Annotated in this window: 11 protein-coding genes; 3 read left to right on the top strand and 8 right to left on the bottom strand. The window is 42.5% G+C overall.

The window, feature by feature from the left end; all coding sequences use genetic code 11:
- Positions 1-150: 150 nt before the first annotated feature.
- From WC743_RS04035 to WC743_RS04025, 3 genes are all read left to right on the top strand, one after another.
- Positions 151-1,017, top strand: coding sequence for an enoyl-CoA hydratase/isomerase family protein (locus WC743_RS04035; RefSeq protein ID WP_373010510.1), 867 nt, complete (start codon positions 151-153; stop codon positions 1,015-1,017).
- Positions 1,018-1,057: 40 nt separating this feature from the next.
- On the top strand, positions 1,058-1,507 hold the full coding sequence (locus tag WC743_RS04030; RefSeq protein WP_373010508.1) for an OsmC family peroxiredoxin: 450 nt from the start codon (positions 1,058-1,060) through the stop codon (positions 1,505-1,507).
- A 121-nt stretch (positions 1,508-1,628) separates the two neighbouring features.
- Positions 1,629-2,300, top strand: a complete 672-nt coding sequence (locus tag WC743_RS04025; protein WP_373010507.1) for a DUF2490 domain-containing protein — start codon at positions 1,629-1,631, stop codon at positions 2,298-2,300.
- Positions 2,301-2,437: 137 nt separating this feature from the next.
- On the opposite strand, the gene WC743_RS04020 is transcribed toward WC743_RS04025, so the two are convergent.
- From WC743_RS04020 to WC743_RS03985, 8 genes are all read right to left on the bottom strand, one after another.
- Complete coding sequence (locus WC743_RS04020; RefSeq protein ID WP_373010506.1) at positions 2,438-2,935, bottom strand: DUF3237 domain-containing protein; 498 nt, start codon at positions 2,933-2,935, stop codon at positions 2,438-2,440.
- A 134-nt stretch (positions 2,936-3,069) separates the two neighbouring features.
- Positions 3,070-3,756, bottom strand: coding sequence for a type 1 glutamine amidotransferase domain-containing protein (locus WC743_RS04015; protein WP_373010505.1), 687 nt, complete (start codon positions 3,754-3,756; stop codon positions 3,070-3,072).
- Positions 3,757-4,022: 266 nt separating this feature from the next.
- Positions 4,023-5,546 carry an MFS transporter gene (locus WC743_RS04010; RefSeq protein ID WP_373010504.1) on the bottom strand — a complete coding sequence of 508 codons (1,524 nt, stop codon included), beginning with the start codon at positions 5,544-5,546 and terminating at the stop codon, positions 4,023-4,025.
- 9 nt (positions 5,547-5,555) lie between these two features.
- Positions 5,556-6,623, bottom strand: a complete 1,068-nt coding sequence (locus WC743_RS04005; protein WP_373010503.1) for an HlyD family secretion protein — start codon at positions 6,621-6,623, stop codon at positions 5,556-5,558.
- A gap of 13 nt (positions 6,624-6,636) precedes the next feature.
- Positions 6,637-8,043 carry a TolC family protein gene (locus tag WC743_RS04000; protein WP_373010502.1) on the bottom strand — a complete coding sequence of 469 codons (1,407 nt, stop codon included), beginning with the start codon at positions 8,041-8,043 and terminating at the stop codon, positions 6,637-6,639.
- A 263-nt stretch (positions 8,044-8,306) separates the two neighbouring features.
- The gene (locus tag WC743_RS03995) at positions 8,307-9,005 is read right to left on the bottom strand and encodes a sensor histidine kinase (RefSeq protein WP_373010501.1); all 699 of its coding nucleotides are present in this window, start codon (positions 9,003-9,005) and stop codon (positions 8,307-8,309) included.
- Between the two features lie 189 nt (positions 9,006-9,194).
- Complete coding sequence (locus WC743_RS03990) at positions 9,195-11,117, bottom strand: sigma 54-interacting transcriptional regulator (protein ID WP_373010500.1); 1,923 nt, start codon at positions 11,115-11,117, stop codon at positions 9,195-9,197.
- A 208-nt stretch (positions 11,118-11,325) separates the two neighbouring features.
- Positions 11,326-12,990, bottom strand: coding sequence for an FAD-dependent oxidoreductase (locus WC743_RS03985; protein ID WP_373010499.1), 1,665 nt, complete (start codon positions 12,988-12,990; stop codon positions 11,326-11,328).
- Between the last annotated feature and the right edge of the window lie 12 nt (positions 12,991-13,002).

The following is a 13,002-nucleotide window of genomic DNA, read 5'->3' as shown; positions in this document are numbered from 1 at the left end:
TTTTTCGGTTTCCTATATATAGTTATTGACCAATTAAATTTACGACATATCGTTAAATGGAATATTGAACAAAATCATAAATTCCTGTAAGTCAAATCTATAGGCATTGGCGCAATGATTGTCTTAAAGGTTTAAATAAAAATCAATATTATGAACAAGCTAAAAGAGCCAATGTCGGTAGACAAAATGAAAGGGGCACCGCTGACAATAACTAAGTACAGCGAATCATTTTGGAGAGTTACCCTTGACAATCCACCTATCAATCTAATGGGCCCTGATATGATCGAGGGACTACAGCGGTTAATGGATACCATCGAAGCAGACAATAAACTTAAGGTTATCATTTTTGACAGTGCCAATGAGGATTATTTTGTATCTCATTTTGACGTGCTTAAAGGTGCGGAACTTCCACAAGTCTCCGGAAAACTTGGCGTTACACAGTGGGTCGACGTGTCTAACCGGATTCATAATGCCGGCGTTATCAGTATCGCTGTTATTCGTGGTAGGGTAAGAGGTATAGGCTCAGAAATGATCCTTGCATGCGACATGCGCTTCGCCAGCCTGGAAAAAGCGGTATTCGGCCACCTTGAAGTAGGTATGGGCCTTTTGCCAGGAGGTGGTGCAGCAGAGTATCTTCCGCTTTACTCGGGTTATTCCAGGGCTCTTGAAATCGCGGTAGGTGCTGATGATTTTTCAGCAGAAACCGCAGAAAAATATGGCTGGATAAACCGGGCATTTCCAGATGGTCAACTTGACGACTATGTAAATAATTTGGCCACGCGTATCAGCGGCTTTGAACTACCCGCATTACAAGCGACCAAAGCTACCATGCTAAAACGCGTTGGCAGCAAACCCGACCCGTTCGAAATCCAGGAATCGAGCAATAAATTCTTCGAATTATATCAACGGCCGGAAGCTCAGAAATTGTTAGGTAAACTAATGGATTTGGGCTTTCAGACTGAAAATGATACAGAATTCAGGCTTGGGCATTATTTGGGCAGACTTGCCGGTGAATAACGATAGGGGTAATAATTAACAAACATTTGCAATTAAAAGAATGAAAACATCAACAGGAATATCTACCTGGAAAGGTAGCTGGAAACAAGGGACAGGTACAATCTCAACTAAATCAGGCGTTTTAAAAGACCAATTTGTAAGCTTCGCCAGCCGCTTTGAGGACGCCCCGGGCGCAAGTCCCGAGGAGCTATTTGCGGCTGCCCACGCGGCCTGTTTTAATCAGGCGCTTGCCAACAATGCCGGCATGAATAAATTGGAAACTGCCAGCATTCGCACGGCAGCAGATATTGTTTTGGGATACGATGAAAACACCGGGCATCCGCAAATCAAAAGCCTCCATTTTACTGTGGAGTCGGAAATTCCCGGCGCTACTGAAGAGCAGTTCGAAGCATGGCTTGAACGAGCAAGGTCAGGCTGTACCATCTCCAAGATTTTAAATCCGGAAACGCTTACAACTACCGTAACCGGGAAATTGATCAAAAGCAAATAATATCATCAGGAGATCGCCGGTGACAATTGATAGAGACGGGTAATCTTAAAAGGCGGCTTTTAGCCGCCTTTTATTTGTATCGCCGGACAGAATTTCAATAGGTCGTTCAAATCATCATCAAATGAAAGCCGAAAAAATATTTTACAGAGCGTCGGTCATAACGGCAATCGTATCGATAAATATTCATTGCGCCGCACAAAGCAACAAAACCCCAACAGTTACCTGGTTTATTCCGGGTGTATCTTACCAGGTTTCTCCGACGCTTCGTTTTCAGGACCAGGTCGCTTTTGATCCGGACCAACATGCATCTTTTAACTATTTACAAGGCTTTGTTACTCTGAATAAACATTGGATACTGAACGCGGGCTACTTCTACTTCCATGAAAATAACTCAGGGGCGAAAAGCTATGTGGAGAATGATGGCTATCTCGGTGCGAGTTATATTGCCACCATCGGCCCTTTTGTAGTGGATGACAGGAACATGCTGAACAGTACTTTTCCGGAAACTGGCTTGCAAAAGAATTTTTACAGAAATCGCATCCGGGCGACACTTCCTTTTTCTATCGGGTCATCGAATATAGCAAATCTGTATGTTTTTGATGAAGGCTATTACCTTTTTAACAGGGCTCAGTGGACGCGTAACCGAATTGCCTTGGGAGCGAACTATAATCTAACAAAAGACCTTAACCTGGATTTTTCTTATTGGAAACAAGATGATTATTTCTCCAAAAAGATTGATCAGTTGTTTATCATGCTGACTTTAAATCTATGCAGTAAAAAAGCACGTCACTGATCCAATCCCAATCCGATTCTTTTGCACCACCACCGCTTAGCGTTTTTGCAAAGATACACAGCAAAAAAATCAATAAACCGTTTTAGTGATTTATTGATTTTCTTATTGACCCACCGCGTGGTAACGGCGCAGCAGTATTAAAGCACCTCGAACATGCTGTAATGTGGCCCATCTGGCTGGCGGTTGCCAATACCAATAGCGACAACATTATTTATCCAAGCATATTTTTCAGAGGCTGTCTCAAAAACCGGAACTATTCGTAAATAATAATCTTCCGGACGGATTGCTTCACCTTTGGCCATTTGTGCCTGAATACTCGGCGGGTTTACTCTCACGCCTGTATATTTGAGCGATATGATCTCGCCGTCTGATGTCTTAAGAACAAGTTTACAGTCCAATAATATGCTGCCGTCCGTACGGATCGTTTGCCAGTCGCTCCCCCCGGGCAACACTTCGCCCGATAAGCGCTCGCCTTCAAAGAATCCGCTTTGCAGCACACCTACCAAGTGGTTACCGCCCGGCGTATTGCCGATTATTTGAGCGGGCCCGACCACGCATTTTAGTGTTAAAAGCGGCTTTGTTTTAACCGTCTTAAGCACCTCCGGCAAATTTTCAAAAGATGATGGATTCGACATAAGTTTTAATTTAGTTGATGAGTTGATTTCTAATTTATCTGAAAGATATCCTTCAGCCCGATTGTTATCAGGCCGAAGGAATACCCGATTAGTGAACTTAACAATGGCAAGGCCAATGTCGCCGTTCAGGTTATTTAAACGATAACCACCGGGCTTTCGCCAGCTAACAGGTTAAGGTATGCGATCGCATATTCAGAAGCAGACTGCTGGTTTTGACCGCTGATCAGCTTACCGTCGATTACAACATGCTGGCCCCATGGCTCCTTATTTGAATATTTTATACCAGCCGCTTCCATCACCGGCTGCGGGAAATTAGGAATAAAGTTAAGTCCGTATAAAGCTTCGACCTGGGCGTCTTCAACCCGTGAAAAACCAGTTGCACTTTTGCCCGCAACTTTATCAGGGATATTAGCTAAAGCGATCGAGCCATGGCAAATTGTGCCAATAAACTTTCCGGCAGCCCAGAAGTGTTCAAGGACGTTTTTCACATCTTCATTAGGATATAGGTCAACGGCAGCACCGCCGCCGCCTACTACGTGCAGCGCATCATAGCTGTCAAGATCGACGTCCTTTAACTTAATGGTGTTGCTGATCTTATCCTTAAGTGCCTGATCAGTAAGAAAACCTTTGCTGACGAGGTCTGTCTTTTCCCAGGATCCTTCTGAGTAGGGATCACTGGTTGGGTCGAGTATTGCCCGGCCGCCTTCAGGGCTGGCGATATCGATTTCGTGTCCGCGTTCCGCAAGGTGCCAATAAGGGTGTGTGAGTTCGGCCAGCCAAAAACCTATTTTAGCAGAGCTAACGATAAAGAGAATTTTCATAATGATGTTGATTAATTTTTATTTTTGTTATTTACTTTTTTAATTATACGGAAACTGTCCCGGATGTCTTTTTATAATAGATAATATAGTCTATTTTTATTTTATTGGATGAATGTATTCTCCTTTCCTTTTAATATTAATTGATTGAATTCGTATTTTTCTTATATTGGTCTTGCAAATGGCTTAATAGCAATAACCTGTTTGCGTTCCTGGCATCTAATAGATAGATAAATAATATTATTTAATTCGTCCACCTGTTATGTTCTTTAGGTGCCGTTGCTTGCCGGTTTATTGAAATAGGTTCTTTCCCAATCGACGATCACACTAATAAATAGTATTAGGGTAAATGCGATGCCGACAAGAATGACATATCCGGTTAGCTCTTTTTCTGCAGCAAGCCCGGCCTGGGATTGTAGCGTAGCGTACATATCGGCGCTGGCTGTTCCTGTTTGGTTGGCGGCGCTTGAATCTATCAACCCGCCCAGGTAACTTAAGTGCCGGATTCGTTGCGCGTAAATGAAATAATTATAAAGACTGGTGAATATGGCTGTTCCTAAAAATGACCTGGAAATAAAAGCGATCCCAACAACGGTAAGCACATCCTTTATGGTGTGCCCCCTGGTCATATAGATTCCTATAGAGGTATATAAGATAGCAAGGCCGAATCCCTTAATGACAGAGGTAAGCCAAAAGCCTTTCAGCGCGAAGGCATTTCCAAAACTCATATACATGATCACCTCATATATAATAACAGTAATAAAGCCGCAGGTCATAAGCAACTGAAGATGATAACCCTGATAGAACCAATAAAAGCAAAGACTAACACCGGCCGTCACGCCCGGAATCATATACAACGATAATTCGTAGTTCCTGAAATTCTCGTAATGTAGCGTTCCGCTCGTAAAAGATGCCTGGAGTGTTGTTGGCACGAAAATACCCAGCATCAAAAAGTATAGAAAACCAATACGGAAATTAGGCAGTTTAAATAAATCCAGCGGAAAGACCGGCCTTTTGAAAGATAATTCACGTTTTAGAAGCAGTGACAATACCACTAAAGCGCCGATTGAAGCAAGTTTGATCCGGGAAGATTCCCACCAGTCCTCCACTTTGCCATAGACCAGGATATAATTGATCAGCATAAGAAAGCTGACCATTAAAATGCTGCCTAATGTGTCCATTTGGTAGAGCGGCACCTTTCTTTTAAGTGGATGATTTTCAACAAATATCACTGCAAGAATGATGGCGACCAATAATAGCATCAGAATAATGATATAAGCATGTCTCCAATCAAATAAGTAAGCGAGCCTGGAATCAAGCCAGGTCATGGAATAAGTCCCGCCCAGGGCGATAAAATAAACGAAAGGGTAAAGCCTGCTTACGTCAAGCTTCTTGCTCCATACCTGCAGCCAAACCAGATAGATTTCCGTCGATGCGGAAACTTTGCCCATCCCTAATACAAGACATGCCAATATCGTTACATATGGGTTATTCGTCGTAGCACATACGATATTCATCAAAACCATCGTTACGAGGCCGAAGAGCAGAAGTGATTTGGCTGTAAACCTTTCCCGTATTCTTAAATTTGTCATACTGCCCAGCCCCATTCCTATATACATGGCATAATAAGCCATGGTGTAAGGTTCGGTGTAAACCCCTAATCCGCTGGACATATCCGCGGTAGTTCCCAAATAGATGCCATTGGCAGTTAACAGCAAAAAATATAGCAGCGTCAATACCGGTATACGGACATATACGGGAACCCATTTATAAAATAGCTCGTAGAATTCCATAAATCGATATTAATTAGCCAGGCGCACAACGACGTTCATTCCGGCTCGTATCTTTTCCATTACTGAGTTTAACTGTCCGGTTTTAACAAACGCTATCCTGACCGGTACCCTTTGCCTCACCTTGACAAAGTTGCCGGTAGAATTATCTAAAGGGATCGAAGAATAACGGGAACCGGTTGCTTCGGAAATTGCCGCAACTTCGCCCCCGATCTCCCGGTCATTAAGGCCGTCTATCGATATTTTTAATTTGTCACCGATATGGAGCTTGACGACCTGCTCTTCCGTGAAATTAGCGATGACCCATTTATCATCGTTCCTCACAAAAGAAAGCAGTGTCTGACCGGCCTGTAATAATTGCCCTTCCTGGATATTCCTGCGACCGGTAAAACCATCATATGGTGCGATAATATTGGTATACGATAAGTTTAATAAGGCCATATCCAAAGCCGCGTGAGTACGCTTGATTTCTGCATCGTTGACCAGGAGCCTTTTCGAAGTTTCATCGGTTGAAAGACTTTGAGTATGTTTCTGTTGTTCTAAGGCGCTGGTCTGTGCAGACATCGCATCATAATCCGATTTGACCTGGTCATATTGCTGCTGGGTTGCCGCACCGTCCTTCAGAAGATTTTCATACCTGACAAGATTTTTTTGCGCATTTAATAACCTGGCTTTATTTGCTCTGACATTCGCCTCCGATACCCCGACATTACTATGAACTGTATTAACTGAATAGGAGGTTACATTTTTTGATGCCAGTGCAGACAAATAAGCGGCCTGCGCCTCTTCGACCTGGATCTTGTATTCCCGATCGTCAATCGTAATTAGTGTGTCTCCTTTCTTGACTTTTTGATGTTCCTGGAAATAAACTTTTCGGATATAACCCGGAATCCTTGTATTGATCGGATTGATATATTCCTCTACCTGCGCATCATTCGTATAGAGATCGTTGCCTAAGTCTAAATAAGTAACTGCTCCCCAACAAAGACCACCCACTGCCGCAATGATCAATATGATATTAACTGTCCTGATTTTCCATTTGCCATCTGACAAATTATTTGGGGCGTTTGGTTCGCTCATAATAAATTAGATTTTAAAGTGTTCCTACGGTGTATAATAATCGACAATAAGTATATACAACATTGATTCGGGCCGTGGTGACTTTCAGCTCTGCCTCAACTTTAGTATTCGTCGCATCGATCATGTCGGTTAACAAAGCCAGCTGGTTGAGGTACTTCTTTTCAACGACACGGTAATTTTCTTCTGCGGACTTCAGGTCACTGGTCAACGTCTCCAAATCCTCGCTTGCCTCATTGTACTTAATGTAAGCTGCCTTGACGCCTACTTCAAGGTTCTGCTTTTCAAGTATTTGTCTCTCTCGGGATTGAGTCAGTGCAATTTCACCGCTCTTTATCTTTTTTCTGGTTTGATAGGTGGAAGAGATATTGTAATGAATGCCAATCCCTGCTTGCCAGACGTTCGTATAGATATCTATCGCAGGAACGCTGTAGGTATAAGGCCTGCCAAGACTGGAACCAGCATACAGGAATATTTGAGGATACCGATCACTTCCCAGCAACTTGATATTGGTTTCCGCTATCTGGCTGTTCACTGCAGATATTCTTAAATCCTGGTTGTTTTTCGTTGCTTCAGTTAAGTATTCCGGCAGCGGTTTTTTCATCCTGGTATTATGTAAAAGCGTGCTGTCCGGGATCAACAATACGCTGTCTGAAAGTCCTGTTACAACGTTCAGTTGTTTATTCAGGATGAGAATATCATTGGTGGTCCTGCGTAAAGCAAGTACAAATTCTGAGATAGTAAGTTCCGTTCTTAGCACATCGTTCTGGGTCACCATTCCCTGCTTTTGCATAACAAGCACATTTTTTAACCTATTTTTCGTCAACCGGATATTGTTATCATAAATTCTTTGCTGACTGATCAACCGGTAGATATCCAGATACTTAGCGGAAACGAGCAATTTAATGTCCTGAATACTCTTTTCGTTATAAAGAGTGGCAATTTGTTCCTGAAATCCGGATTTCTTAATTTGATTTTGAATTTCACCGCCTTTAAATACCACTTCAGATGCCTGAGTTTCGAATGAAGTAAAGTGATGTGGTACCGCAATAGTTTGATGATCTCCGAATGATGGGTTCCAGGTTTCCGCGTTACTGATATAGCCGTATTCCAGGTTTGTGCCAATAGAGGGCAGACGGCTCAACTTGGATATTTCTATTTGCTGGTGGCCCTGATCGACATTGTTTTTCGAAATCTTTAATTGATAGCTGTTCGTTAAGGCCAACTTGTAGGTGTCTTCTAACGTCAACGGTTTATAGATTAAACTATCTTGGCCATGGGCAGAGGAGAAGAAACCAGCTGTTACGACCAGCGGGATTAGAAATCGTATCAGATAAGCGCCCCGCATAGCTGACAACTTACGGTCTTTTCGCCTGTGGACTACCGGAAGACATTTATATGTATCATTGACCAATAATCTCATATTACTCTTTAATTGATAAAACTCACTCAGTATAAATAGTTAACCGATATAAAGAATTACCCAACTATGAGACCAGTGTATAGTTATTTAAAAATCAATGACATAAGATAAAATATGGAATTTTCGATAACGATATTTCGGAAATTTTATTTCCATTTTCCTATATAACATAAATAATATTCGCGAAGAAGGGATCTCACTCAACCGCACACGCCGGACTTAAAAAAGGTAACTAAACTGGTATCAATCAGACGGATGATTACTTATAATCCCACGGGAGGTATACTGTCTGGCAAAAAATGGGTATTGCGAAAGCACATACTAATTAAGGTCCCGTTTCGATTTTCTATGCAAAAAACCCCATCCAGTTCAGCGGTCAGGCCTTCCATTAATAACATTCCAAATGACGTCTTGTTGTCAAGACTAAAACCATCCGGCAGCCCCCGGCCATTGTCCTTCACTTCAAGGCAGAGTTCAATAGGCGATACATTGAAAAATTTAATCGTTATGCAATCGTGTTCTGAATGCGGAAATGCGAATTTTAGTGCGTTAGTAAGAATTTCATTTAGAATCAGTCCTACCGGAACGGCATAAACGATCTGCAATCTTATATCTTCTATGTGTAATTCGCAGGAAACATTGTTATCGCTTTTAAAGCAATCCATCAGATAACTGACCAGCTCACTGATGTATTCTGGCATGAAAACGGTAGAAATATTTTCCTTTTCATATAGCTTTTTATGGATCAGCGACATCGCCTGAATCCTATGCTGGCTTTCCATGATTGCGTTGACAGCTGCGTGGTCCTTCAGATAGGCCGATTGCGAATGGAGTAGGCTGGTAACGATCTGCAAGTTATTTTTAACCCTGTGATGAACCTCCTTTAACAGCCATTCATTTTCTTTTACCAGATGCTCCAACGTCTGGTCTTTAGAAGAAAGTTCATCCTGCTTTAGCTTCATCAGATTTTTGCTTTTATATGTTATGTGTATCAAAACAAGAATGGTAATGGAAAGCAAGGTAAAGGCGATAGCAAGCATATATTTTGAATCACAGAATAACAGAAAGGGCGGGACCAATGATAGACCATTCATTATTTTAGATCTTTTTTCAACAGACAAAGCACGGCATGCTCCCTTGGACATTTTAGTTTACTGAAATTTATATTTCCATACGATTCCAAGCTTTTTCATTTTTGAAGAAAGAATAGCTGGCGTCAGATTTAATAACGATGCGGCACCGCCCGTCCCGGATATTTTGCCATTGGCTTTTTTTAGAGCAGCCTCAATCCGGGATCTTTCATCGGCCTCGATACTTTTCTCGGTCCGCTTTTCAGGTTGTTTCACCACTAATTCATCTTCCGGCAAATCGATACTGGTGATGATCGGAGAATCTGTCATGAGCACCTGACGCTCGATCAGGTTTTGTAATTCCCGGATATTACCTGGCCACGGATGTTCAACCAGTTCCTGCATGACTTCAGGCGAAAGTTTTTTTTGTTTTTCACCCGCCGCATCAGCCATTTGTTGTAGGAAGTAATCGACAAGTAAAGGAATATCGTCCCTCCTTTCCCGCAAAGGGGGAAGCAAAATCGGAAAAACGTTCAGCCGGTAGTAGAGGTCGATCCGGAACCTGCCCGCCGCTACTTCCATGTATAAATTCCGATTGGTTGCAGCGATGATCCGGATATCAACCTTAATAGTGGCTCTGCCACCAATCCTTTCGAGTTCCTTTTCCTGCAATACGCGAAGAAGCTTGCTTTGAACATCTAAAGGAATTTCCCCAACTTCATCAAGGAAAATTGTTCCGCCTTGTGCCTGCTCAAATTTTCCGATCCTTCTTTCGGTCGCGCCGGTATAAGATCCGCGCTCGTGACCAAATAATTCAGCTTCAATCAGGCTGGCCGGAATAGCTGCACAATTCACTTTTATGAACGGCTTGTTTTTTCTTTCGGATAACTGATGAATACCATTTGCAAGACCTTCCTTCCCAACTCCCGTTTCTCCTGAAATCAATACGGTGGTATCTACCGGCGCAACCTGGGCAACCAGCGCTAGCACCTGAAGCAACTTTTGACTTTTCCCTATTACACCATCGACTACGGGCGTTTTGCCGCCGATCATTCCTCCCGAAGACTTCAAACTGGAATTCATTTCTCCGATGTCTATAATATTTTCGATGACATTTTTGAGTGAACTGTGAATCGATTTTGCGAATTCTATATGGTCATTGTTGATCCCGTTGATTTTGTTGGTAAAGAAAGATACTAATGCGGTTTTATCTTTGAATTGTATAGGAATATTTAAGCAGGAGACCAGATCGTAAGTGTTTCTTAGCTTAGAAAAGAAAGCGCCGGTCTCTTCTTCATTCTCGTCTGCTAAATTATGAATGACGTTGATTTGAGGACGCATTAGGTTGTATTTTCTGTATTTCATGTAGCCCTTTGAAATCGACGAAAGCTGTTCCAGTAAATCCCATCCGGAAATAGCTTTATATTGCTCATAACCTACGCGTTCATACAACCAAGCCGTAGTCATATTATCATGCTTGAGATTAAAGTCAATCATGATGTGGGAAAACGGAATGAACGGCTCAAAAGCTTTCGCTAAAAGAATTAATTTGTCCTGCTGATTCTCACTTGCTACAATGATGCTCTGTAGCATATTTGCCAACCATTTTTCCTGTCGGTTAATAATTTCCCTTTGATTTTCGTAGCGGTAGCTGGCAATATCTAAGGCAACAAGAATATCACGTTCCCGGTAGGGTTTTACTAAAAAGCCATAGGGTTGGGTCGCTTTAGCTGCTTCTAAAGTGATTCCATCAGAGTTAGCAGTGAGGTATATAAAAGGAATCCTTTGGCTCCCGAGTATTTTGGCCAGGTCGATCCCGGTTTGGTTACCTTTCAAAAAAATGTCAAGTAATACCATTTCCGGCCTGTCCTCTTTAATAAGGTCAAGCGCCTGAGCAACAGATTTCGCGATACCTGTTACAACAAAGCCGGATTTTTCTAAAATGATTTGCAAGTCATTTGCTTCAATCCATTGGTCTTCAACAATTAATATTTTATCGAGCATAATAGCTGTTTTCCGTCATCATATTTGGGTTGGCTGTTACCGGCACCTATTGATCATTCAGCAATCGCAATTGCTATACCCAATAATATTTGCTTGGCAATCAGAGTATTGAGTGAAAAATGGCAAAATAAAAATAACGAGTATTCGTTATTTTTATTTGATTTTACGAAATATAGTTAAAGAGCATCCTTAATTTTAGATCAAAAATTTATTTCACTTCGGCGAGATATTGATGTACGAAACTAATGGCCATCGAGCCTTCTCCTACGGCTGAAGCGACTCTGTTCATCGAGCCTGACCTCACATCGCCGGCCGCAAATATTCCAGGGCAACTTGTTTCAAGTAGATAAGGGTCACGGTTTTCTTTCCATATTTTTTCAAAATTCTCGTTTTGCTTGACGGTATTTCCTGTTTCCAGAAATCCCTTGTTGTCTTTTGAAATACCAAGTTCGATCCAGTCGGTAAATGGTTTGGCACCAATAAAAATATACAGTGCCCCTGCCGGTCTTTCTTCTTTGGAGCGCGTTTCCGTACTAACAATAACAAGCGATTCCAATCTATCCGAACCTTTCGCCTCAACGATTTCTGAATTGGGAATCAAGTGAATGCTTTCAGTACCCATAAGCTGGTCAATGAGATAGGCTGACATAGTGCTCGACAGGTCATCCTTCCTGACAACTATAAATACCTGTTTTGCATATTTAGAAAGGTACATGGCCGCCTGTCCCGCAGAATTTCCCCCGCCTACAATATAGACGTCTTTGTCCTTACATGCTGCGGCCTCTGTCATTGCGGCGCCGTAATAAATGCCCGCGCCGGTAAATTCGTGGATACCCTTTTTTTCCAGCCTGCGGTAATTGACACCTGTCGTTATAATGACGCTTCTGGTATTTATGGTTCTTCCGTCATCGAGAAGAATGGATTTATAACCGTTATTATTCTGAATAGATGTGACTTCGATAGGAGAAATAATCTCAGTACCCAAACGGGTCGCCTGGGTAGTTCCGCGCTGGGTGAGTTCGGCTCCGCTGATTCCCACAGGGAAGCCAAGATAATTCTCAATCCTGCTGCTGGTACCTGCCTGACCACCCGGAGCGCGGCGTTCTATCAGCAAGGTTTTCAGCCCTTCGGAAGCCCCATAGACACCCGCAGCTAAACCAGCCGGGCCCGCGCCAATGATCACCACATCATACATGTCGAATTGAATCTTCGGGGTGAGTCCTACTTTATTGGCAATCTCCACTATGCCAGGCTTCACAATATAAGTTCCATCCTCGAAAAACAAAACCGGCAGATCGTCTCCATTCAGTTTGTTTGCCGACAATAATTTTTCAGCCTCAGCAGCAAGCCGGACATCAAGCCATTGATAAGGTACCAGGTTACCTGCCAGAAAATCCTTAATATTATAGGAAAGTTCGGAATATTGATTGCCGATAACCTTGATTCCGCTAAATGTCGGCTTAAAGATGGTATGCCAGTCTTCAATTAAGCCGTCCAGAACCGGGTATAATTTTTCTTCCGGCGGATCCCACGGCTTAATTAAATAGTAATCCAGCTGCACGGAATTGATCGCTTCGATGGCCGCTCGGGTATCTGCATAAGCGGTTAACAAAACCTTTTTAGCATCAGGAAATATTTTAATTGCCTTTTCGAGAAAGGCAACGCCTTCCATCTCCGGCATTCTCTGATCGGAAAGAAATAGTGCGACGGTCATCCCCTTATTTTTCAATTCAACCAAACTATCCAGCCCTTCTTTGACAATTGAAGTACTTACAATCCGGTAATCAGTTCTATAACGGCTTTTGAGATCGCGTGTTAACGCCCTTAAAACCTGGGGGTCGTCATCTATACAAAATATTATTGGCAGACTCATAGTGATTCTTTT

It is taken from the genome of Mucilaginibacter sp. (assembly GCF_041660805.1).
Classification (GTDB): Bacteria; Bacteroidota; Bacteroidia; order Sphingobacteriales; family Sphingobacteriaceae; genus Mucilaginibacter.
Note: the sequence above shows the minus strand (reverse complement) of the source record. Positions and strands in the feature narration are given on the sequence as shown.

What these genes read in the sequence shown, in the direction of transcription:
- WC743_RS04035 (WP_373010510.1), top strand. Translation starts at nt 151, where the DNA reads ATGAACAAGCTAAAAGAGCCAATGTCGGTAGACAAAATGAAAGGGGCA.
- WC743_RS04030 (WP_373010508.1), top strand. Translation starts at nt 1,058, where the DNA reads ATGAAAACATCAACAGGAATATCTACCTGGAAAGGTAGCTGGAAACAA.
- WC743_RS04025 (WP_373010507.1), top strand. Translation starts at nt 1,629, where the DNA reads ATGAAAGCCGAAAAAATATTTTACAGAGCGTCGGTCATAACGGCAATC.
- WC743_RS04020 (WP_373010506.1), bottom strand. Translation starts at nt 2,935, where the DNA reads ATGTCGAATCCATCATCTTTTGAAAATTTGCCGGAGGTGCTTAAGACG.
- WC743_RS04015 (WP_373010505.1), bottom strand. Translation starts at nt 3,756, where the DNA reads ATGAAAATTCTCTTTATCGTTAGCTCTGCTAAAATAGGTTTTTGGCTG.
- WC743_RS04010 (WP_373010504.1), bottom strand. Translation starts at nt 5,546, where the DNA reads ATGGAATTCTACGAGCTATTTTATAAATGGGTTCCCGTATATGTCCGT.
- WC743_RS04005 (WP_373010503.1), bottom strand. Translation starts at nt 6,623, where the DNA reads ATGAGCGAACCAAACGCCCCAAATAATTTGTCAGATGGCAAATGGAAA.
- WC743_RS04000 (WP_373010502.1), bottom strand. Translation starts at nt 8,043, where the DNA reads ATGAGATTATTGGTCAATGATACATATAAATGTCTTCCGGTAGTCCAC.
- WC743_RS03995 (WP_373010501.1), bottom strand. Translation starts at nt 9,005, where the DNA reads ATGAAGCTAAAGCAGGATGAACTTTCTTCTAAAGACCAGACGTTGGAG.
- WC743_RS03990 (WP_373010500.1), bottom strand. Translation starts at nt 11,117, where the DNA reads ATGCTCGATAAAATATTAATTGTTGAAGACCAATGGATTGAAGCAAAT.
- WC743_RS03985 (WP_373010499.1), bottom strand. Translation starts at nt 12,990, where the DNA reads ATGAGTCTGCCAATAATATTTTGTATAGATGACGACCCCCAGGTTTTA.